The sequence below is a fragment of the Neobacillus cucumis genome (genome assembly GCF_023715505.1).
Genome location: NZ_JAMBOH010000048.1, coordinates 1 through 20869 on the forward strand (window position 1 = coordinate 1; position 20869 = coordinate 20869).

Genomic DNA, 20869 nt, shown 5'->3' on the forward strand with positions numbered 1-20869 from the left:
ATAGGTCTAATTGTAAATAAATTTCCAAATGGATGGAGCCACCTTTGATTGGGTATTTACTTTTTTGGCTCTAAATAAGAAAGATGACTAAACTGAAAATTACGACATTTTTAATGCAACACTAGTGGGAATAACTAAAAAAAATAAAAGGACCCAGTACTTTAATAAAGCTGGATCCAGGGCCTTATAATTTCTTGTTAGTTAATGATAATTCTTTAATTTTATCAATCCAATCCTTAAAGCTCCCAAATTCATTTGATTCAAAACCAAAGCGTTCCTTTATTAGCCGGATAGATTCGCCTTCCTGGTCATGAAAGACACCATCTGAATAAATCAACTGTAGGAGTTCCGTTAAAACGATATTCTTTGATCGTTCGCTTTTAAAACTGTTTAAAATATCGTCGAGATTCATTCCTGTCGTTTCATAATCATCTAGCCCTAATTCCTTCTGATACTTGTTGAGTATGGACGTTTCAAATATCGATAAATTCCCATCAATGGATGCAATTAAAACAGCTAGTTCAAGAAAAGCGGTCTTTTCCTCTCGCGGTAATTCTGCTAAAAACATCGTTACATCTCCTTTTCTTCTTTCTTATATATACGAAAAAAGTTGGACTAAGTTTCAACTTTTTAAACGATTGATCCAGTTGGTTGCCCGCAGCCTGTATTATAATAAGTTGGTATGATAAAAGGAGATTAAAAGATGGATCGAAATAAATTTTCAGCAATAGCCCACCGTTATCATGCTTTTGCAAATCCTATCAGTGAAGCTAAGATTATGAAAATGGTAGGCACGGCTGTTCCAAAAGCCAACGATAAAGTGATAGATATTGGAGCCGGAAAATGTGAACTGTTAACCCGCTTGGTGGAAAACTATCAGGTAAAAGGGACGGCCATTGAATTGTATGGCGGTGCAATTGAAGAAGCGAAACGAACGGCTGCAGGTAGGATTCCAGACAGAAGCATTGACTATATTGAAGAGGACGCAGGGATTGCCGTAAAAAGATTAGAACTTGGGAGTTTTGATTTAGGAATTTGCATTGGTTCTTCTCACGCTTTGGGCGGTCTTGAGGAGACTTTAAGAACGCTAAAAACTCTCGTAAAGAAGAATGGCTATATTCTAGTTGGTGAAGGGTATTGGAAGCAGACACCGAGTCCTGAATATTTGGAGGCGTTAGGCGGGGCGGATGAGTCGGAATGTAAAAGTCATGCCGATACGGTCATGGCTGGCGAGGAGTTAGGTTTAATCCCGCTCTGGTCCTATGTGGCAAGTGATGAAGAATGGGATGATTATGAGTGGCTTTATTCTTCTTCTATTGAGAATTATAGTTTAGAGAATCCAGATGACCCGGATGTTGACGCAATGCTAGAGCGAATTCGGTCTTGGAGACGTACGTATTTAAAATGGGGCCGTGATACTTTGGGGTTTGGGTTGTATTTGTACCGGAATGTGTAAGATCATAAACAGCTATATTCTTTACTTAAAAAAGGAACCTATCCTCATAGCTGCACGAGGATTAGGCTCCTTTTTGTTATAATATAGAATTTGAGAAAAAGTAAATTGCATTTATATCCCTTTACTGCCAACATACTCCTTCCGTACAATCTCCACATTGTCTTTATGACATTCCTTCGTAAAGTTAGACGAAAAAGGCATTTCCTTTTCTAAGGCTCTCAGTCGCTCTACATCCTCATCGACCACAGCATCAATCAACCGGCTTAGATAATTCTGTGACAGTTGAATCCGGCGCTTAATCTCCGCTTGTTCAAAAGTAGTTTGACCATGCCCCGGGACTAATACTGAAACCTTATGATTCAACAAAATTTGCTCTGCTTTCCGCAACGTCCCCTCGTACGCTTTTGCACTATAATAGATAAATGGCAGCTCAAAATCAGAAACATAATCGCCCGCCACCCAAAGCCCAAGCGGCTCTACCAATGTAAATAAGCCATCATGCGTATGACCCTGCGCTAAGTAAAAGGTTAGCATCGTCTCCCCCAACACCAGCTGCTGTCCATCTTCATGGATCAAGTAGTCTACTTCCGGAAAGCCGACCTCGTAAGGAGGCTCAATATAATACTCATTATAAAATTGCTGAATGAGCTCTATTTTTTGCGTTTTTTCTGGATGTTCCTGTAAACCTTTACTGCCAATCACTTTCGCATCCGGGAACGCATGATATCCGATGATGTGGTCGAAATCCCCGTGAGTAAACAAAAGATACAAGGCCCGATCCCCTTTAACACGAGCAACATGTTCCTTGATTTCCTCTATTTCATGGGGAAGCCAGTTTGGATCTACCACGATCACGAGGTCCTTCGTCACCGCTACCGTACAAGTTGTCTGAAATAAGGCACTTTGAAATACCGTTATCGAATCATTTTGAAATTGAATCATGGCTGCTCCCTTTCCCTAAGGAATTAATAATATTTTCCCTGTACTCTTGCGGCTTTCAAGGTACCGGTGAGCTTCCTGCCCATCCTTCAACGCGAAAATGGTTGGCGCTGCTACCCGGACTTTCCCCTCTTCTATCCAGCGGAAAAGCTCTCTTGACCTAACGACCCGCTCTTCACGGGAAGTCAGCACGTTCCATAGATCTCCGCCAGTCAGGGTCTTGGACGTATCCATTAACATTCTTGGATCCACAGGCGCTGGGTCTCCTCCAGCCATGCCATAGAAAACCACCGTTCCACCAACTCGAGTAACCTCAAAACTATTGGAAAGGGTGGACCCTACTGATTCATAAACCACATCGACGCCTTTACCGTTTGTCGACCCAAGAACCTGGCTTTTCCAATCATCCTGATACAAGTATACTGTTTCGGCTCCTGCTTCCATAGCTGCAGCCGCTTTTTCAGGAGATGAGGTTAAACCAATTACCTTTCCCCCGAGCAGGTTTATGATTTGGACGAGCAGCTGTCCAACTCCGCCAGCAGCGGCATGAACCAGAACAACATCATTCTCTTTCACAGCGTAGCTGTCCCGAGTTAAATAGTGTGCGGTTAACCCTTGAAGCAATACGGATGCAGCATCATTCAATGAGATTTGCTCCGGAACTGGGATAGCTTTTTCAAATGGGACAGCAGTCAACTCAGCATTCGCATAGGGGACATCAGCAAATGCGATTCGGTCACCCACCTTAACCCCATCCACATTTGCTCCTGTTTTTTCAACAATCCCTGCCCCTTCATAACCTAAGATATAAGGCGGCTTGCCTGCTAAGTGGTAGTTTCCCTTTCTTCTGTAGATATCAGCAAAGTTAAGGCCAATCGCCTTCATTTTTACCAGAACTTCATCCGGACCGATCACTGGTTGTTCGATTTCTGTATATTCGAGAACATCTGGTCCTCCAAATGTATTAAATACTAGTGCTTTCAACTAAATACCCTCATTCATTCTATATTTAATGACTACGTTTTTATTATTTAGAATTGGCTTTTAGAAAGCAAGTAACTCCATTTTATTTTTTCACCATGATGGAATCCAAAAAAGCCTCGTAAAGTTCAAGGCTTTTAGATAACAGGATAATATTGTTCATATCTAGGATGGCAATAATAGGGTGGCCGCGGTCCGATTTGAGGCATTAAGATTGGCTGCAGATTAGAGTTGTATTGTAGGGCTACCTTTTCATCAGAATGGTCGACTAACAATAATTGTGCCTCCCGGTAATATTGATAGTTTGGCATGTACGATCCTCCTTGGAAATACTCCTTTTCCTCCACCTTATTCGGTCTAGTTCAATAGTGAGCCCGTCCTTAATTGAATTTCAAAAACCTATAATCGACCGACGGCTCCCTAACGGAAAACATGCACTGTGTTCGCCCAAAAAACATACTGTAACAGAAAAATGTTTTTTCTAGGAGGAATTCCATTGGCACACGATGACCATCAAAATCCATCCAACAACTATCCTTTATATCCCCATTACGGAAAGATCACACGCTACGAAGACATTCCGCTGACCGTTCCAGAACAACGGCAGCTGCGTCAGCCAGGTGTTGAAAAACTCATGGTACCACGTCCGATCATCGAAAATCCAAACTACCAGGGAAGTGGAAAACTAACAGGAAAAGTGGCACTAATTACAGGCGGGGACAGCGGGATCGGGGCAGCAGTTGCGATTGCTTTCGCCAAAGAAGGGGCCAATGTGGCTATCGCCTATCTAGACGAACATGAAGATGCCAATCGAACCAAATCTCGGATTGAAGAGCTTGGGCAAAGATGTTTATTATTACCTGGAGATCTTCGGGAAAAACAGCAGTGTGCATCGATTGTTGAAAACACCGTCCAAACCTTTGGTAAGCTCGATATTCTTTGCAACCATGTAGGAATCCAATTTCAGCAGTTAAGCCTTCTGGATATAACCGACGAGCAATTCGATGATACCTTTAAAGTCAACATCTATTCTCATTTTTACACAACCCGTGCTGCCCTTCCACACTTAAAAGCGGGCAGTTCTATCATCAATACCGCATCTGTCGTTGCCTATTATGGGAATGATCAATTAATTGACTACTCCGCCACAAAGGCAGCAATTGTTGGTTTCACAAGGGCATTGGCCCGTAATTTAATCAAAGAAGGAATCAGAGTAAATGCTGTTGCCCCAGGAAGGATCTGGACACCGCTTATTCCGGCGAGCTTCTCTGCAGATCAAGTACCAATCCCAGGCAACCCGATGCAGCGCCAAGGCCAGCCCTTTGAACTGGCCCCAACCTATGTCTATCTCGCTTCCGATGATTCCCGATTTGTGACCGGACAAACACTACATGTAAATGGCGGGCAAGTAACTTCATCCTAATTAGAAAGGGCGGTTAGATACCATCCACCGCCCTTACCTCTATTCAGGAATCGTAATCTCCAGCTTACCTTTTTCGTTTGTAACCTCCACTATCTTATCAACAAATAAATATGGCGTATCATAACGGTCTTGCTTTTTGATATCGACATAACTATTATTCGCCGTTAGGACCGGAAACACCGCATTTGTTTTCTTAAATAAGTTTTGGATAACCTCTACCTCTGCCATTAGGATAATCTGTTTATTGGAAAGCGCAAAATATAACTTCCCTATCTCACGGTCGTCCTCGACAATCACCACCTGTTGCAGAACCGAAATTAGGCATGTTACAAAATCATTCACCGGTTCGTTTGATAACCCCTCTAATCCAACGGCCGCCAAAGCTTTGTTTAGTCCATTCTTTATTTCTTTAAACGAAAACACATCTTCAATTCGAATAGCCGTTTTTGTTTTCCCAAGACTTTCAAACTTCTTTTTCATTTCAAACAGGTATTGTTTTACATAGCCTTGATACTGATCACGTTGCATCACAAAATCAGACAGCTCTTGTATGCTTCGAATCCCTTTACTATGATTCCGAATAAGTAATAAAAAACCATAGAGATCTTTCTCATCAAATGTACTTCCTACCAATTTTTCATAATAATATTGCAATAATAATCGCTCTTTCATATCCATCGTTGTTCTCCTACTATTTAAATATCCCATCTATTGTACCGTATAGCAGACTGAATCTACTAATCTTTCCTTTTAATAAGTAAAACTTATCGTATTTGATAAAAATTAATTACTTTTTTTTATTGAACATTTAGGTTATGATAGAAGAGAGGGCCTTTTAAGTTTGACTTCTCTTAGCATCCATTAATCTGATTATGCAATTAGGATTGTTTGTTTCTAAACAAAATCATCCAAATAAACCATCTATTTCCACCGCATATTTGATATAATGGTAGTAATCCCCATAAGCATCTGAAAAACCCACAAAAAACTATTTTTACATTCATACCAAAGGAGGCTTCACTATGTATCAAATCAAAGGAAAAGAAAAAATATTTGTGTACACAGGTCCCGATGGATCAGGTCGAAAGACGATTTCGAAAATGGTCGCTACCGCGTTTGATATGGATACCGTCATCTCTTACACCACTCGTTCCCCACGTCACTATGAAAAAAATGGTGAAGACTATCACTTTGTTAGCAAAGAAACCTTCAATCAGATGGAAACTAACCAAGAATTTCTTGAAAGTGTAGAAATTGATGGGATTCATTATGGAATCCGTGAACAGGACATCGTTGATGCTTTTCAAAATCACGACTACGTCTATTTAACCTTAAATCCCGAGGGCACGGAAAAGTTGAAAAAGATGTATGGCAATCATGTGGTGCGGATTTTTATCTATGCTGACCGTGATACCGTTATCCAAAGACAGCATGACCGTCAAGATGCTGATGATGTAATTGAGCGGCATATGACTCATTACGATGAAACGATGAGTTATAAAAACAGCTGTGAATATGCATATGAAAATTATGATTCCCCACAAGTTGCCTATCAAATCAGCGAATTGATTGAATCCTTTTTAGATCGGAATCTTGAAGTATCCGATTATTAATATGTCCCAACGATGGCAAACAGTGCCCAACACTGTTTGCCTTTTTTATTTATGGACTGGACATAATACAGGTAATTGTGATAAATTATTATAGTTACCTACGATAACTATTATCCATGGTAACTACTTTTTAAAAATAAAGAGGTGTTTTCGATAAAAACTTCTCAAAAGTTCTTTAACCAATTACTTATGATGTATCGGCCGTTTGAAAATAGGCTGAATGTTCATCTTGCAGAGCACCAGTTATATAGAGCACAATGGACGATTTTATACTACTTAGCTAATAATGAATCGGCGACACTAGTCGAGCTTTCCCATTATATGAGTGTGGAGAAACCCACTGTTACCCGAACGATTAATCGTTTAGAGGAGCTAAGGCTTGTCGAGCATGTCCCTGGCAAGGACAAACGTGAAAAAAGAATGCAGCTTTCGGCTGCTGGACAAAAAGTATATAAAGATGTGCGTGTAACAATTGATCAATACGAACAAGAAATCTTAGAAGGGATCACGGAGCAGGAGCAAATTGAGGCCATCCGGATCATGGGGGAAATTCGAAATAATATTACAAAGAGGGGTTAATAAAGTGAATTCATCAAGATTATGGACAAAGGATTTTATTATTGTTTCTGGTATCAATTTTTTAATAAACCTTGTGTTTTATTTATTAATTGTCATTATTGGGGAGTATGCAGTTAATCAATTTCATGCGTCCACAAGTGAGGCAGGCCTTGTCACAGGCATCTTTATTATCGGCTCTTTAATCGGCAGACTTTTTACCGGCCGTTTCATTGAGTCATTAGGACGCAGAAGAACGTTGTTTATTGGTCTGGTTTTCTTTATCATAACGACACTTCTTTATCTAATCAGCTCTAATATTGGCATCATGCTGACTACCCGTTTATTGCATGGTATTGCTGCTGGTATTGTCGGAACTGCTACTGGTACGGTTGCCGCCCAAATTATTCCGGCCGCACGGAAAGCAGAGGGAATTGGTTACTTTAGCATGAGTACTACACTAGCTACAGCAATTGGTCCGTTCATCGGACTATATATGACGCTGCATACCACTTTCCAAATGATTTTTATTTTTTCCGTCGTTTTGGGAATCATAAGTTTCATCACATCATTGTTTGTGTATGTTCCTGCTGTAACCGTAACGGCAAAACAAACTGGCGAAACACAAGGAGAAGGCTTTAAGCTTTCAAACTTTATTGAGCCTAAGGCTGTGCCGATTGCTCTCATAACACTTGTTATTTCTTTTTGTTATTCAAGTGTTCTTTCATTTATTAAGTTCTATGCGAATGAAATTAACTTAGTTAGTGCAGCAAGCTTTTTCTTTCTTATTTATTCGATTGCCGTTTTATTCTCACGCCCTTTTACCGGCCGTTTGATGGACACGAGAGGTGCAAACTATATTATGTACCCTGGCTTTGTTATTTTAGCAGCTGGAATGGTACTTCTAAGCTCGGTCAATTCAGGGCTTATGTTACTTGTGGCCGGCGCTCTGATAGGTCTTGGCTTTGGAAATATGCAATCAAGCACACAGGCTATTGCAGTCAAATTAACACCGGCGCACCGGATGGGATTGGCCACTTCAACATTCTTTATCGCTCTTGATGCAGGACTAGGGTTTGGACCTTATATACTTGGATTCATCATTCCAGTAACGGGTTATAGATCATTATATGTGATTCTTGGCTTGGCTGTTTTTGTATCTACGGTTCTGTACTATTTCTTACATGGTAAAAAGGAACATGATTTACGAGCAAATCTTAAGTCAGCAGCATAAATATAGTAAGAGGCAAATAGCTTTTGCCTCTTTTTAACTTGTCTAACTCCAGGCCATACGCCGCTGACCAGGGCGCTTGCGCTTTTCTAATACATGTCAAACACTTGCATAAGACCTGCTTGAAGGAAATATGATAAAATAAGGATCCTAAATAGAGGGGTTGTTCTGGGTGGCCATATTTAATAAGATTGCATTATTTTTTGTCATTTTGTATTCCGTTATCATTTTGATAAATACTTATTTAGGAGAAAGTGAACGGCTTCAATCAAATGTCATGTTTTTTTTGATGAATGGATTTGCCTATATTGTCTCGGCTTTGGAAGTCGAAAAAGACAAACAAATTGTTTTGGAGACCTAATATTCTTCCACTTTTCTCTTCAAGAAAGCAAGTGATTTTTAATTAAACGTTTGATTAGTTTAGTGAAAATATTAATTAAACGTTTGATTAGTTTTTTAAACTCCTGACGTATCAGGGTCTGAAAACTTCTTAACTAAACGTTTAATTAGTTTTATGAAAAAGGCGCCTGCACCTTCACCGGTGCAAGCGCCTTTTTTTATTAACCTGTAGGGAGCTTCATTTTTTCCCTTATCGTAGAAAGGTACCTTTTTACAGTCCCAAGCATCGGCTTATCTTGCGAAATCAAATCATTACTAGTTTCCATACCTTCTTGCTCAAATCTTTCGTCCATTAGTTCTTGAGAATAAATCCGCCCGCCAGCGATAATGCTTCGAATAGAACATGCTAACACTTCACTGGGACTGTCTTTCAGTAAATATCCTCTTACATCCGCTTTTAACGCCCGCTGCCAATAGCCCTCTCTAGCAAAGGTAGTCAAAATAATCACTTTACTGCCCAATGGTTTTAGGATTTCTGCTGCCTCTAGGCCGCTTTTGATGGGCATCTCAATATCCATTAGACAAACATCCGGCTTTAAACGTTGTACAAGCCTTATGGCCTCTTCCCCATCTGCCGCAAGTCCGATGACTTCCATATCATCTTCCAAATTGAGGAGAGTACCAATTGCCTCTAACAGCATTTCCTGATCTTCCGCTATTACAATTCGAATCACATTTGTTCTCTCCTTATCCGCAGCTAAGGAAATGCGCAAGCACCGTTTAGTTGGTGTTGAAACTGGCACATTCTCTATTTATATATTTACTTTTATCCTGTAAGACTGCGACTCCTCTAGCTCTAGATAGAAGAGGAGTCAGCCGATTTTATAATTCAGGTTTTGCTTGAACAGATATTCTCTTTTTCGCAACAGCTTTTATATCCTTAAAAGTGATAAAGTTCTTTGCTTTCTCATCCCAAAGACGAAATCTCAGTGAACGAAGGCTTGTCGCAAAAGTAATCGTAGGGACGTGCTGTAATGGAGAGGTGTTAGCGTGCGCCTCTTCCAGTTTATAATTAGGGACCCTTGGACTTAAGTGGTGAACATGGTGAAAACCGATATTACCTGTTAGCCATTGTAATACTTTGGGAAGCTTGTAGAAGGAACTTCCTTCGACTGCTGCTAATACATATTCCCACTCTTTGTCATGCTCAAAATATGAGTCTTCAAAGGTATGCTGTACATAGAACAGCCAAATACCTGCTGCTCCTGAAATCATGAAAATAGAGCCTTGTACTACCAAAAACAACTGCCAGCCGACCGCCCAACAAAGCAAGGCAACCAAGGCGGCTATTATAATATTAGTTAAATACGTGTTGTTACGTTCTTTTGGTCTGGCACCTTTGCGGTTGAATCGATTTTTTAAAAGGAATACATAAATGGGACCGAATCCAAACATAACCAAAGGATTACGATAAAATCGGTATGCCAAACGTGTTTTCAGCGGTGCATCTAGATATTCATCAACTGTCAGCGTCCAAATATCCCCTGTACCACGCTTATCTAAATTACCGCTTGTAGCATGGTGAACGGAGTGGTCATGTCCCCATTGATCAAAAGGATGCAAGGTAAGAACACCCATACACGTTCCTACGATACGGTTGGCACGACGGCTCTTAAAAAAGGAGAAATGAGTACAATCATGGAAAATAATAAAAATTCTTGTTAAGAAACCCGCTGCAATTATAATCGGAACCAGAGCTAACCAATACGACACCGACAGGCTCGCGTAAGCTAGGTACCAAAGTGCAATAAAAGGGACAACTGTGTTAATAATTTGGAAAATACTCTCTTTAGTTGTTGATTTTTCAAATGGAGCTATTTGTTTCTTTAAATTTTTCGTATCATGTATGGTCATTTCGTAAATTCCCTTCCTTCTTATTGTTACTTCAAATTATAGAGGAAGATAAAAATACATGTTAGTAGCAGGTGTCATATGACAACCATGATAAATGTCATATTTAAGGTGTAAATATTGCAAATGGTGTCAGGCACCGTTGATTTTACTCGGTTTTCAGCGGGTCTAATGGAAGAAATTACATAATATTTTTTTAAAGTTTTTTATTGACTTCCTCTTCCCTCGTTCCAACCTCCAGAAAAAAGGCAGATTCAAAGGTCTCCTTTGAATCTGCCAGGCTTCGATGCTCATCACTGTCAATGTGCAGGTAGAATGGACACTGTACACGAGTGGTGTCAGGCACCATTTATACTATTTACAACATCCCGTTATTCTAAATTGCTATGGCGGGCGAAGGCGTCGTTGTTGCTTACGCTGCTTAGTTGGCTGTACTGCAGACAGATGGTGTCAAATAGCAGGTGGACGCATTGGTCGAATAAGGAGCCCAGCGGCTGGATGGTTTTTAGTTCATTTTCACGGCGGTATTTGGTTGCTGCCGGTACATTCAGGATTCTAGTTGCAACAACTGCTAGTGGTGATTCTGGATTAGTCGTCACTGCAATAATCTGGCAGCCAAGTGATTGTGTCTTTTCAGATGTCCAAACAACACTCTTGGTAGTTCCAGATCCCGATACAGCGACCAATAAGTCTCCTTCGCCAATCGCTGGAGTGATTGTTTCTCCAACAACATAAACCGTTGCACCTAAATGCATTAATCTCATCGCGAACGATTTGGCCATTAATCCAGACCGTCCTTCACCAATAATAAAAATACGTTCTGCCTTTTGTAATTCGCCAGCCATTTCTTGCAGTTGATCTTCTGCCACTTGACTTAATACTGTCTCAATTTCCCTTAAAATAGTAGAAACAATCATACTAACTCCTCCTCCTGTTGGCAAACTTGTTTGAACTTAATAGCCGCTTCAGCGGGATTTTCTGCTTTTGTAATCGCCGACCCAATAATCGCAACAGCAGGATTCAATGTTGCCCTTAATGCACCAATTACCTCCAACGTAATTCCGCCGGCAGCCGCCACCTGAATGGCTGGATCATCAAAAAGCAGTCCATTATTGGTTCCACGATTCAGCGAGCCCGCTTCCTCCTGTTCATCCTTACTAACATGATCACAAAAAAGGGCTTCCTTGTATTTCATTAATAAACTTTTTTGCTCTGAAGATGTATTCAATAAGTCAATCATAACTTTCTTATTATACCGACGGGCTACCTCCATACACGCTTCAATCGTGACAAGCGGGGATACACCCATTACTGTCGCTACATCTGCTCCGGCTTCATAACACATTTCAAATTCATACCTAGCATTATCAATGGTTTTAATATCCGCTACCACTGTTTTTGCAGGAAATGCCTGTTTCAGTTCTCTCACACTGGCAACACCAAATTCCTTGATTAAGGATGTACCCACCTCAATCCAATCAATTGAATCCTCAACTTTCTTCGTTAGCTCAATGGCTTCCGCAATCTTCATTCGATCCAAAGCTAATTGTATTTTCATTTTAATAAGCTCCTTTTTCTCAAAAGTAAAACGGTTTACTAAATCGGTTTAGTGAAAGTATACGACATTTTAACACAATTGAATAGAGGGGATGACCAACATCCCCTGCTACACCAACTTACTTGGAAAAATAAACTCTTCTGGTTCTCTGTCAACTTTATTAATTTGTTCAAATAACAGTTCCGCAGCCTTTGTTCCCATCTCACTTGCTGGTTGAATAATAAATGTAACCGGCGTTTCCACCACCTGGGCAAACGGAATATTATCAAATACTACTAACTCGATATCCTGACCAATCTTCAATCCTTTATCTCGTAGACACCTGACTACCTCTAAAAAGACACGATCATTACCAGCAAAAATGGTTGTCGGTCTTTCTTCCAATGAAAAGAGTTCTTCAAGCTTACTTTTCATCCCCGGAATATCGGATTCTATCACATAATCCGGGTTGATTTCGAGCCCGGCATCTTTCATGGCCTGCTGATAGCCCTCAAATCGCTCCGTCCGGGTACTCACCTTCAAGGGCTGAACAGCAAATGCAATCCTCCGATGACCCTTCGCTACAAATTGCTGAATCGCACGATAGGTGGACTCCCGATTATCGGTCACAATGGAAAAGACAGGTAGATTTTGCACTTTCCGATCCACAAACACAACTGGATAACCTTGCCTAATCATATTCTCATATAATTGATTATTTTGTCCGGTTGGAAAAATAATCAAGCCATCCACTTGTTTGGCCCGCAGCATATCAATATATTTCTTTTCTTTTTCAGGATCGTCATCGGCATTACAAACAATCGCGTGCAGGTCGTGATAGTTGCAATAATCCTCAATCGCCCTGCTTACCTCGGTTGAAAAATAATGCATAATATTCGCGACAATAATACCCACCATTGAAGTCCGTTTTTGCTTTAAACTTCTAGCAATATAGTTAGGCTGATACCCCAATGCTTCAATGGCTTCTTCAATTTTTTGTTTTGTTTTTTCACTCATATATTCAAAGCGATTATTTAAATACTGTGAAACCGTACTTTTGGAAACACCAGCTGCTTTCGCAACATCTGCCATCGTCACTTTTTCCATTTCACTCGTCCTCTTTCATTCACTATCAATGACTTTATTTTAGCGGCAATGATGGAAATTTACCAGTTACTAAGAAAAACGCAAGCGCCTTGGTCAGCTCCGATATAGGGCGACTTGTCGACTGGCTGCCAAAAGCAGGGTCAAAGACTAGTCGCCCTTAATGCGTACAGAAAGCGATAGCTTTCTGTAGCCAAACATAAGACAAGCCGGCCGAAAGGTTGCTTTTTAACCTTTTGGACGGATTGGTGTGACCTCGAGCCGATGGAGCCTGGAGTGGACAATTCTCAAAGTCAAAAGCTTTTATACTTATCCCATTTAAAAAGAGGATGATAGTCGGCTGCGCCGCCAATCATCCATCACCAGATTTTCAAGTTTAAGCAGTTACTTTCACACCAGATGACTTGCGGTTACTTTCCTTTTTTGCAGCCTTTACCGCCCAAACAGTTAAGAGTGCAGAAAGGAATAATGAACCTGCCATAAAGATGTAAGACGCACCAAATCCACCTGTAGCTCCATTTAAGTAACCAACAATATACGAACCAACAAATGAACCTAACGCACCCATACTGTTAATAAGCGCCATTGCCCCACCTGCCACATTACGAGGGAGGATCTCAGGAATAATCGCAAAGAACGGTCCGTATGGAGCGTACATTGCCCCGCCTGCAATTACAAGAAGGATAAACGAAATCCAGAAATGATTTGTGCCAATCGCATATGAAGCATAAAAGGCAATTGCACCAATGAATAGGAATGGCCAAACAAAACCGCTGCGGTTTAACGTTTTATCTGAGAAATAGGAAGCCGCTAACATTAACACAACTGCTAAGATATAAGGGACAGATGATAACCAGCCTGTTGTCACAATATCCATATTTGGTGCTGCTTTAATAATCGACGGAAGCCACATCACAAACCCATATACCCCAATGCTCCAAAGGAAGTATTGAGCACTTAATAAAATAACTGGTTTTGATTTGAATGCTTCACCGTAATTTTTAACCGCTTTCAAACCTTCTTGCTCTTTTTCTAATTGTAGTTCAAAATCACGTTTTTCTTGTTCTGTTAACCATTTTGCATCTCTTGGCTTATCATTAACTAACTTCCACCAGATGAAGGCCCAGATGACTGCAGGCATCCCTTCAACGATGAACATCCATCTCCAGCCTACAGAGTTTAATAAATAACCTGATACAATTGACATCCATAAAACAGTAGCAGGGTTACCTAAAATTAGGAATGTATTCGCACGAGAGCGTTCTGCTTTTGTAAACCAATGGCTTAAGAACACAAGCATTGCCGGCATAACAGCACTTTCGACGACCCCCAACGCAAACCGAATCACAAATAATAGTTTGATATTGGTGATTAAACCGGTCGCTGATGCTAAACCGCCCCATAAAATCAATGACCAGAAAATCAGTTTCTTTGCACTTTTCTTTTCAGCATAACTAGCACCAGGCACTTGGAAAAAGAAATAACCTAAGAAAAATAGCGAGCCAAGTAATGATGAAGTACCAGGTGTAATATGAAGATCCTTTGCTAATCCTGCCGCTGCCCCGAAACCATAGTTAGCACGGTCAAGATAGGCAAGACTGTAGGTGATGAACGCAATTGGAATTAAGCGAAGCCATCTTTGTTTTGCGATCGTTTGTTTCATCCTATTTCACTCCCTGAAAATTTTTTTCGATATAAGTTAACAACTTATCCTTTGTCGGATAACCATCATTGTCTCCCGGTGCTTGAACTGCAAGGGAACCAATCGCGTTTCCTCTTATAACCGCCTCTTTGATGTTGAGTCCATCTAGTAATCCACTAATAACTCCCACCGCAAATCCGTCACCAGCGCCCACGGTATCAATAATTTTCTCCACTTTAAATCCTGGCACCGTCCCTTCCTCTGACGTTGTTTTATAAAATGCCCCCGCGCCGCCAAGCTTAATCACCACAAGCTTAACACCTTTATCAAGGTAAAAAGAAGCTATATCACGAGGATCGTTGAAACCGGTTAAAATTTCTCCCTCAGCAATCCCTGGCAGAACATAATCAGCCTGAAATGCCGCTTCGTTAATATGTTTAACCATTTCTTCCTGTGAACTCCAAAGACTTGGACGCAAATTCGTATCAAAGGAAACGGTGCGGCCATTTTTTTTCATAAAGGCTAACGCATGATTAGCAAATTCCCTTGCCTCTTCCGAAATCGCTAATGGAATCCCCGTCATATGCATGTGTTTAGCTGCTAAAAAATACTCTTCCTTAAAATCGGCTATATTTAGATGACTTGCTGCCGACCCTTTGCGAAAATATTGTACCTCAGGGTCACCTTCAAGCACCTTTGATTTCAACTGAAATCCTGTTGGATATTTGTCATCAAACCAAACATGGTCAATGTTGACGTTTTCATTTTTCAGGCGGTCGAGAACGAACCTGCCAAATGCGTCATTCCCAAGCTTACTTGCCCAGCCGGCGGAAAGTCCAAGCCTTGCAAGACCAATAGCGACATTGGTTTCAGCACCAGCAAGTTCCCGTGTAAACTGACTTACTTCATGTAACGCACCCGGTTGATTGGCGATAAACATCGTCATCGCTTCTCCAAAGGTAACAACATCTAGCTTTTTCATGATAATAACTCCTCTCTTTCTCTAGCCATATCCGTAATCATTTGGATATAGTCCTTCGTTTTTTCTTTCGGAACAATTGGAAACTCTAGTGCCTTCAAGATATCCGCCGGAAAACTACTCATTACTTTCTTCCAGCTGTGCTCCCCAACCGGCTGAAGCGGTATGGTTTCAAGCTTTTTCGTAACTTGTTTTAAATGAAGATAGCTGACATATGGAGCCAGCCTTTTGAGCGCGTCCTCTACATCCTGCCCAGAATAATACCAGTTTCCAGAATCAAAGGTCATTTTGACTGGTACCTCTTGTTCAACAACGCTTTCAAAAAATGCCTGTAGCTGCTGAACATTTCCTCCATAAGGAGTCTGATCATTTTCAACCAACAGTTGTATTTCCTTTTGCTTCTTCAGGAACTCACCTAGTTCGGCGATATTTGATTTATCTTGCTGAAAATGTCCTAATGATACCTTTACCCAGTTTGCACCTAGGACAACAGCTTCTTGAAAAATGTTATTCAACTGCTCATTGTTTAACTGGCAATCCTCTTTCCAGCATTCAATTGGAGCAGAATAAACAGTGAATAGTCCAAAGCGGTCAATTTCACTCTTTATTTGATCAAGCTGATGGTCGCCAGCCGGCAATAATTCGCGGCGAATCTCTATACCATAAGCTCCGGCCTCAGCAATCAGTTTTACAAATGAGCTTTGACCATTTGTTGTCACTTCGCTGCTATCAAAAGCATTTAACGAGACAATCATGTTTTTCATCATTAAGATCCTTTCTAGATGAACATTATTCTAAACTGATTTAGTAAATCGGTTTAGTAAATCGATTTACCTGTATTATAAACCGAATGAAAGCGTTTTTGCAACCATATTTTTTAAAAAAAATGCCCAATGTACTATAATCATATTAACTAGCAAGAACTTAGGGTAGGTGATGAGATGACAAACATTAGAGATTTAGCCAAGATGGCTGGAGTTTCAGTAACCACTGTTTCAAGGGTCTTGAATGATCACCCCTATGTAAGTGAGGAAAAAAGGGAAAAGGTCTTAGCCGCCATTAAGGAAAGTAATTATCAGCCTAATATTAATGCGGTGCATTTAAGCATGGGCAAGACCTTTCTTATTGGTGTAGTCGTGCCCTTTATCGACCATCCATACTTTTCTCGCTTAATTAAGGGCATCGCTGCGGAAGCATTACGCCATAACTATAAACTGGTCCTATTTCAGACCAACTATGATGAGGATAAGGAACTTGAGGCCTTGCAAATGCTTAAACAAAAGCAAATTGATGGCTTAATTATTTGTTCAAGGATCTCCAGCTGGCCCATTATCGAAGAATATTTATCCTATGGCCCGATTACATTATGTGAAGATACCAGGGGCAGGAAAGTTCCCTCCACATTTGTAGACCACTATCAGGGTTTCATGACAGCCCTCGAGTACTTATACGAGAAAGGTCATCGTAAAGTCGGCTATTGCATCTACCGCAGCTCAGGTACAAATAGCAAAAATAGAGCTCTAGCCTATCAGCACTTTATTGAAAAATATCAGCTGTCTTACAATCCCGATTATATTATTAGTCACTGCCTCCATTTTGAAGATGGCGAAAAAGTAGTCGATAAAGTTCAACAAATGGCTAATCCCCCTTCCGCTTTGCTGGTAACAAGTGATGAAGTGGCAGCAGGAGTTGTCACCAGTGCGCGCAATCGCAACATTTCCATTCCGAATGATTTAGCCATTATTGGTTTTAACAATCAGCCAATTGCACAAATGATGCACATCACGACAATCGAAATCCCTCTTATGCAAATAGGTAAGAGACTATTTCTTCAAGGGATTTTCCAAAGTGACGAGCCTTTCTATCAAGAAGTGCCTATTACATTAATTAAACGAGGGACAGTATGACTTTATAAAGAATTCTCAAATATACTTGACCTGAAACGCGTTTCATAAAATATGCTATAGGTGCAAGACCATACAACATTTGTCGGCGTGATCAGATACCCGCTCGAGCGTAACGACAGTGTTGTATTCTACCGGAGGTGTATAAAATGAAACAACCAATTGTTTTTTTTGATATTGATGGAACTCTACTAGATGATAAAAAAGTATTACCAGAGTCCACAAAGAAAGCTGTACGTCAGCTTCAGGATAAAGGGATTCAAACCGTCATTGCCACAGGCCGTGTCCCAAAAATGTTCTATTGGATTCAAAAGGAACTAAATATTGATTCTTATGTATCCATGAATGGACAATATGTGGTGTACCAAGGAAAAGAGATATACTCCAATCCAATTAAACCTAGTGTCCTGCAATCCATGTCATCAATAACGGCTCTTAATGGTCATGCATTAGCGTTCTGTAGTCATGAGGATTATAAGGTTAGTGAGAGAGACCATCCGTTTATTGAAGCCAGTTTTGATTCATTGAAGATGCCCTATCCTGAAGTCGATAAAGAGTATTATAACGAATTGTCCATCTATCAAGGCCATTTATATTGCGGTGTAGAGGATGCTCAACAGTATATTGACCTTTTCCCAGATTTCAGTTTCATAAAGTGGCATAATGTTGCCTACGACATTCTCCCTCGTGGGGCATCAAAAGCAATTGGAATCCGTAGACTTCTAGAAGTGTTAGATATGGATGAAAAAAGTGCCTTTGCCTTTGGGGATGGATTAAATGACATTGAGATGTTGACTACGGTAGGTACAGGGGTAGCGATGGGGAATGCCGTGCCAGAAGCAAAAGCAGCTGCGGATATCATCACTACCTCTTGTTCTAAAAATGGAATCCTTAATGGACTTATTAAGGTTGGACTGTTGGAGGAAGGGCTTGCCGTTTAAGCGGAACAGCTTTAGAAATTGTTCGCATGGTGGGTGGTTTCTCTATGCGGACAGAGATGGTATGGACCGCCCTCTTTTGGTACTCATGGGTACACCATGTGGACAGCTCTCGCTTGGATTCTCCTCTTTTTGTCCTCATGAACGCTCCATGTGGACAGCTCTCGCTTGGATTCTCCTCTTTTTGTCCTCATGAACATTTCATGCGGACAGCTCTCGCTTGGATTCTCCTCTTTTTGTCCTCATGAACACTTCATGCGGACAGCTCTCGCCTGGATTCTCCTCTTTTTGTCCTAATGAACACTCCATGTGGACAGCTCTCGTTTGGATTCTCCTCTCTTTGTCCTCATGAACACTTCATGCGGACAGCTCTCGCCTGGATTCTCCTCTTTTTGTCCTCATGAACACTCCATGTGGACAGCTCTCGTTTGGATTCTCCTTTCTTTGTCCTCATGAACACTTCATGCGGATTGCGATGGCTTTGACTGCCCTCTTTTTGTCCTCATGGATGTTTCCTGCGAACTTAATCTGTATTCATATGTGTTCTTATTGTCCTTCAACAGCATATACAATCAAAAATATCTCACATATAAAAAATGCCTGATTTCCATATGGAAATCAGGCATTTAATTTAGTGGGCCTAAATGGACTCGAACCATCGACCTCACGCTTATCAGGCGTGCGCTCTAACCAGCTGAGCTATAGGCCCATAATTTAAATCAATGGAGCGGGTGATGGGAATCGAACCCACTACATCAGCTTGGAAGGCTGAGGTTTTACCAGTAAACTACACCCGCAATATAAAAATTTGGAGGCAACACCCGGATTTGAACCGGGGATAAAGGTTTTGCAGACCTCTGCCTTACCACTTGGCTATGCTGCCTTAAGAATGGCTGGGCTAGCTGGATTTGAACCAACGCATGTCGCAGTCAAAGTGCGATGCCTTACCGCTTGGCTATAGCCCAATAGTTTAAAAGAAAATGGGGCGACTGATGGGAATCGAACCCACGAATGCCTGAACCACAATCAGGTGCGTTAACCACTTCGCCACAATCGCCAAAATATATATATCAATAGCAGCTAAGCTACTAGTTTAAAAATGGCGGTCCGGACGGGACTCGAACCCGCGACCTCCTGCGTGACAGGCAGGCATTCTAACCAACTGAACTACCGGACCAAATTGCGGGGGCAGGATTTGAACCTACGACCTTCGGGTTATGAGCCCGACGAGCTACCAGACTGCTCCACCCCGCGATAATAGAAATTATTAAGTTTGGAATATGCCCATGTTTTGTTACTGACTGTCCCCATCTCAGTAAGCCTACTCAAGCAGCAGCTCGATGGGTACAACTCGCAGTTCTTTCATTGAAGCAACGCTCGTTGCTCCAGCCCGCGATAGTAAAAAATAAAGTAAATATGGAGGAGGAAGAGGGATTCGAACCCCCGCGCGGTATGACCCGCCTGTCGGTTTTCAAGACCGATCCCTTCAGCCAGACTTGGGTATTCCTCCGTAAAAAACAACTATATGGTAGCGGCGTCGGGGATTGAACCCCCGACCTGCATGACAGTAAGGCATTCTAACCAACTGAACTTCCGGACCAAATTGCGGGGGCAGGATTTGAACCTACGACCTTCGGGTTATGAGCCCGACGAGCTACCAGACTGCTCCACCCCGCGATAATTAGAAATTATTAAGTTTGGAGTATGCTCCATGTTTTGTTACTGACTGTCCCCATCTCAGTAAGCCTATTCAAGCAGCAGCTCGATGGGTACAACTCGCAGTTCTTTCATTGAAGCAACGCTCGTTGCTCCACCCCGCGATAGTAAAAATTATTAAGTTTGGAGTATGCTCCATGTTTTGTTACTGACTGTCCCCATCTCAGTAAGCCTACTCAAGCAGCAGCTCGATGGGTACAACTCGCAGTTCTTTCATTGAAGCAACGCTCGTTGCTCCACCCCGCGATAATAAGAAATAAAGTAAAAATGGAGGAGGAAGAGGGATTCGAACCCCCGCGCGGTTTAACCCGCCTGTCGGTTTTCAAGACCGATCCCTTCAGCCAGACTTGGGTATTCCTCCGTAAAAAACAATATGGTAGCGGCGGAGGGGATCGAACCCCCGACCTTACGGGTATGAACCGTACGCTCTAGCCAGCTGAGCTACACCGCCATAAACAATTATTAACCTTCGGCTGGTCGGGAAGACAGGATTCGAACCTGCGACCCCTTGGTCCCAAACCAAGTGCTCTACCAAGCTGAGCTACTTCCCGTTAAAGTGCGCCCTGAGAGATTCGAACTCCCGACCTTTTGATTCGTAGTC

At 41.5% G+C, this 20869-nt stretch carries 21 protein-coding genes and 12 tRNA genes; 8 read left to right on the forward strand and 25 right to left on the reverse strand.

Annotation, left to right across the window (positions count from 1 at the left end; genetic code table 11):
• Positions 1–184: 184 nt before the first annotated feature.
• A complete protein-coding gene (locus M3226_RS29575) occupies positions 185–568 on the reverse strand; it encodes a hypothetical protein (protein ID WP_251572885.1) in 384 nt (127 codons plus the stop codon).
• 135 nt (positions 569–703) lie between these two features.
• Here M3226_RS29575 and M3226_RS29580 point away from each other — a divergent pair, with 135 nt between their 5' ends.
• Positions 704–1456 carry a class I SAM-dependent methyltransferase gene (locus tag M3226_RS29580; RefSeq protein ID WP_251572887.1) on the forward strand — a complete coding sequence of 251 codons (753 nt, stop codon included), beginning with the start codon at positions 704–706 and terminating at the stop codon, positions 1454–1456.
• A gap of 111 nt (positions 1457–1567) precedes the next feature.
• Here M3226_RS29580 and M3226_RS29585 read toward each other — a convergent pair whose 3' ends face one another.
• The 3 genes from M3226_RS29585 to M3226_RS29595 form a co-directional block, all read right to left on the reverse strand.
• A complete protein-coding gene (locus M3226_RS29585; protein ID WP_251572889.1) occupies positions 1568–2398 on the reverse strand; it encodes an MBL fold metallo-hydrolase in 831 nt (276 codons plus the stop codon).
• A gap of 15 nt (positions 2399–2413) precedes the next feature.
• Complete coding sequence (locus M3226_RS29590) at positions 2414–3379, reverse strand: quinone oxidoreductase family protein (protein ID WP_251572891.1); 966 nt, start codon at positions 3377–3379, stop codon at positions 2414–2416.
• 134 nt (positions 3380–3513) lie between these two features.
• Entirely contained in the window at positions 3514–3687 is a 174-nt protein-coding gene (locus tag M3226_RS29595) for a hypothetical protein (protein ID WP_251572893.1), read from the reverse strand.
• Between the two features lie 185 nt (positions 3688–3872).
• On the opposite strand from M3226_RS29595, the gene M3226_RS29600 reads away from it, so the two are divergent.
• A complete protein-coding gene (locus M3226_RS29600) occupies positions 3873–4799 on the forward strand; it encodes an SDR family oxidoreductase (RefSeq protein WP_374110707.1) in 927 nt (308 codons plus the stop codon).
• A 39-nt stretch (positions 4800–4838) separates the two neighbouring features.
• On the opposite strand, the gene M3226_RS29605 is transcribed toward M3226_RS29600, so the two are convergent.
• Entirely contained in the window at positions 4839–5477 is a 639-nt protein-coding gene (locus tag M3226_RS29605; RefSeq protein WP_251572897.1) for a hypothetical protein, read from the reverse strand.
• Positions 5478–5821: 344 nt separating this feature from the next.
• Between M3226_RS29605 and M3226_RS29610 the strand changes: the two genes are divergently transcribed.
• The 4 genes from M3226_RS29610 to M3226_RS29625 all read left to right on the forward strand — a co-directional run bounded on the left by M3226_RS29610 (position 5822) and on the right by M3226_RS29625 (position 8559).
• On the forward strand, positions 5822–6412 hold the full coding sequence (locus M3226_RS29610) for a guanylate kinase (RefSeq protein WP_251572899.1): 591 nt from the start codon (positions 5822–5824) through the stop codon (positions 6410–6412).
• 153 nt (positions 6413–6565) lie between these two features.
• On the forward strand, positions 6566–6991 hold the full coding sequence (locus M3226_RS29615) for a MarR family winged helix-turn-helix transcriptional regulator (RefSeq protein ID WP_251572926.1): 426 nt from the start codon (positions 6566–6568) through the stop codon (positions 6989–6991).
• A 4-nt stretch (positions 6992–6995) separates the two neighbouring features.
• A complete protein-coding gene (locus M3226_RS29620; RefSeq protein WP_251572902.1) occupies positions 6996–8201 on the forward strand; it encodes an MFS transporter in 1206 nt (401 codons plus the stop codon).
• 169 nt (positions 8202–8370) lie between these two features.
• The gene (locus M3226_RS29625) at positions 8371–8559 is read left to right on the forward strand and encodes a hypothetical protein (RefSeq protein ID WP_251572904.1); all 189 of its coding nucleotides are present in this window, start codon (positions 8371–8373) and stop codon (positions 8557–8559) included.
• Positions 8560–8758: 199 nt separating this feature from the next.
• On the opposite strand, the gene M3226_RS29630 is transcribed toward M3226_RS29625, so the two are convergent.
• From M3226_RS29630 to M3226_RS29665, 8 genes are all read right to left on the reverse strand, one after another.
• Positions 8759–9271, reverse strand: a complete 513-nt coding sequence (locus tag M3226_RS29630) for a response regulator (protein ID WP_251572906.1) — start codon at positions 9269–9271, stop codon at positions 8759–8761.
• A 148-nt stretch (positions 9272–9419) separates the two neighbouring features.
• Positions 9420–10451, reverse strand: coding sequence for a fatty acid desaturase (locus M3226_RS29635; RefSeq protein ID WP_251572908.1), 1032 nt, complete (start codon positions 10449–10451; stop codon positions 9420–9422).
• Between the two features lie 368 nt (positions 10452–10819).
• Entirely contained in the window at positions 10820–11365 is a 546-nt protein-coding gene (gene hxlB / locus M3226_RS29640) for a 6-phospho-3-hexuloisomerase (RefSeq protein WP_251572910.1), read from the reverse strand.
• A complete protein-coding gene (hxlA, locus tag M3226_RS29645; protein ID WP_251572912.1) occupies positions 11362–12006 on the reverse strand; it encodes a 3-hexulose-6-phosphate synthase in 645 nt (214 codons plus the stop codon). The genes hxlB and hxlA overlap by 4 nt, the downstream gene beginning before the upstream one ends.
• A gap of 108 nt (positions 12007–12114) precedes the next feature.
• Positions 12115–13092 (reverse strand): LacI family DNA-binding transcriptional regulator, encoded by a 978-nt coding sequence (locus M3226_RS29650; protein ID WP_251572914.1) that lies wholly within the window; start codon positions 13090–13092, stop codon positions 12115–12117.
• Between the two features lie 373 nt (positions 13093–13465).
• Positions 13466–14752 carry an MFS transporter gene (locus M3226_RS29655; protein ID WP_251572916.1) on the reverse strand — a complete coding sequence of 429 codons (1287 nt, stop codon included), beginning with the start codon at positions 14750–14752 and terminating at the stop codon, positions 13466–13468.
• A gap of 1 nt (position 14753) precedes the next feature.
• Complete coding sequence (locus M3226_RS29660; RefSeq protein WP_251572918.1) at positions 14754–15713, reverse strand: sugar kinase; 960 nt, start codon at positions 15711–15713, stop codon at positions 14754–14756.
• On the reverse strand, positions 15710–16477 hold the full coding sequence (locus M3226_RS29665; protein ID WP_251572920.1) for a sugar phosphate isomerase/epimerase family protein: 768 nt from the start codon (positions 16475–16477) through the stop codon (positions 15710–15712). Before M3226_RS29665 ends, M3226_RS29660 begins: the two co-directional genes overlap by 4 nt.
• A gap of 174 nt (positions 16478–16651) precedes the next feature.
• Here M3226_RS29665 and M3226_RS29670 point away from each other — a divergent pair, with 174 nt between their 5' ends.
• Both M3226_RS29670 and M3226_RS29675 read left to right on the forward strand, forming a co-directional pair.
• Positions 16652–17617: a LacI family DNA-binding transcriptional regulator gene (locus tag M3226_RS29670; protein ID WP_251572922.1), complete on the forward strand. Its 966-nt coding sequence runs from the start codon at positions 16652–16654 to the stop codon at positions 17615–17617.
• A 146-nt stretch (positions 17618–17763) separates the two neighbouring features.
• Entirely contained in the window at positions 17764–18555 is a 792-nt protein-coding gene (locus M3226_RS29675; protein WP_251572924.1) for a Cof-type HAD-IIB family hydrolase, read from the forward strand.
• A 632-nt stretch (positions 18556–19187) separates the two neighbouring features.
• Here the strand turns inward: M3226_RS29675 and M3226_RS29680 are convergent.
• From M3226_RS29680 to M3226_RS29735, 12 genes are all read right to left on the reverse strand, one after another.
• Positions 19188–19261 (reverse strand) — tRNA-Ile (locus M3226_RS29680).
• 14 nt (positions 19262–19275) lie between these two features.
• Positions 19276–19349, reverse strand: a tRNA-Gly gene (locus M3226_RS29685).
• A gap of 12 nt (positions 19350–19361) precedes the next feature.
• Positions 19362–19435, reverse strand: a tRNA-Cys gene (locus M3226_RS29690).
• 7 nt (positions 19436–19442) lie between these two features.
• Positions 19443–19517: transfer RNA gene (locus M3226_RS29695), tRNA-Gln, on the reverse strand.
• 16 nt (positions 19518–19533) lie between these two features.
• Positions 19534–19609 (reverse strand) — tRNA-His (locus tag M3226_RS29700).
• Between the two features lie 43 nt (positions 19610–19652).
• Positions 19653–19729, reverse strand: a tRNA-Asp gene (locus tag M3226_RS29705).
• Between the two features lie 3 nt (positions 19730–19732).
• A tRNA-Met gene (locus M3226_RS29710) sits at positions 19733–19806 on the reverse strand.
• Between the two features lie 163 nt (positions 19807–19969).
• A tRNA-Ser gene (locus M3226_RS29715) sits at positions 19970–20062 on the reverse strand.
• A gap of 93 nt (positions 20063–20155) precedes the next feature.
• A tRNA-Met gene (locus M3226_RS29720) sits at positions 20156–20229 on the reverse strand.
• A gap of 307 nt (positions 20230–20536) precedes the next feature.
• A tRNA-Ser gene (locus tag M3226_RS29725) sits at positions 20537–20629 on the reverse strand.
• Positions 20630–20642: 13 nt separating this feature from the next.
• Positions 20643–20719 (reverse strand) — tRNA-Met (locus M3226_RS29730).
• Between the two features lie 23 nt (positions 20720–20742).
• A tRNA-Pro gene (locus M3226_RS29735) sits at positions 20743–20819 on the reverse strand.
• Positions 20820–20869: the final 50 nt, after the last annotated feature.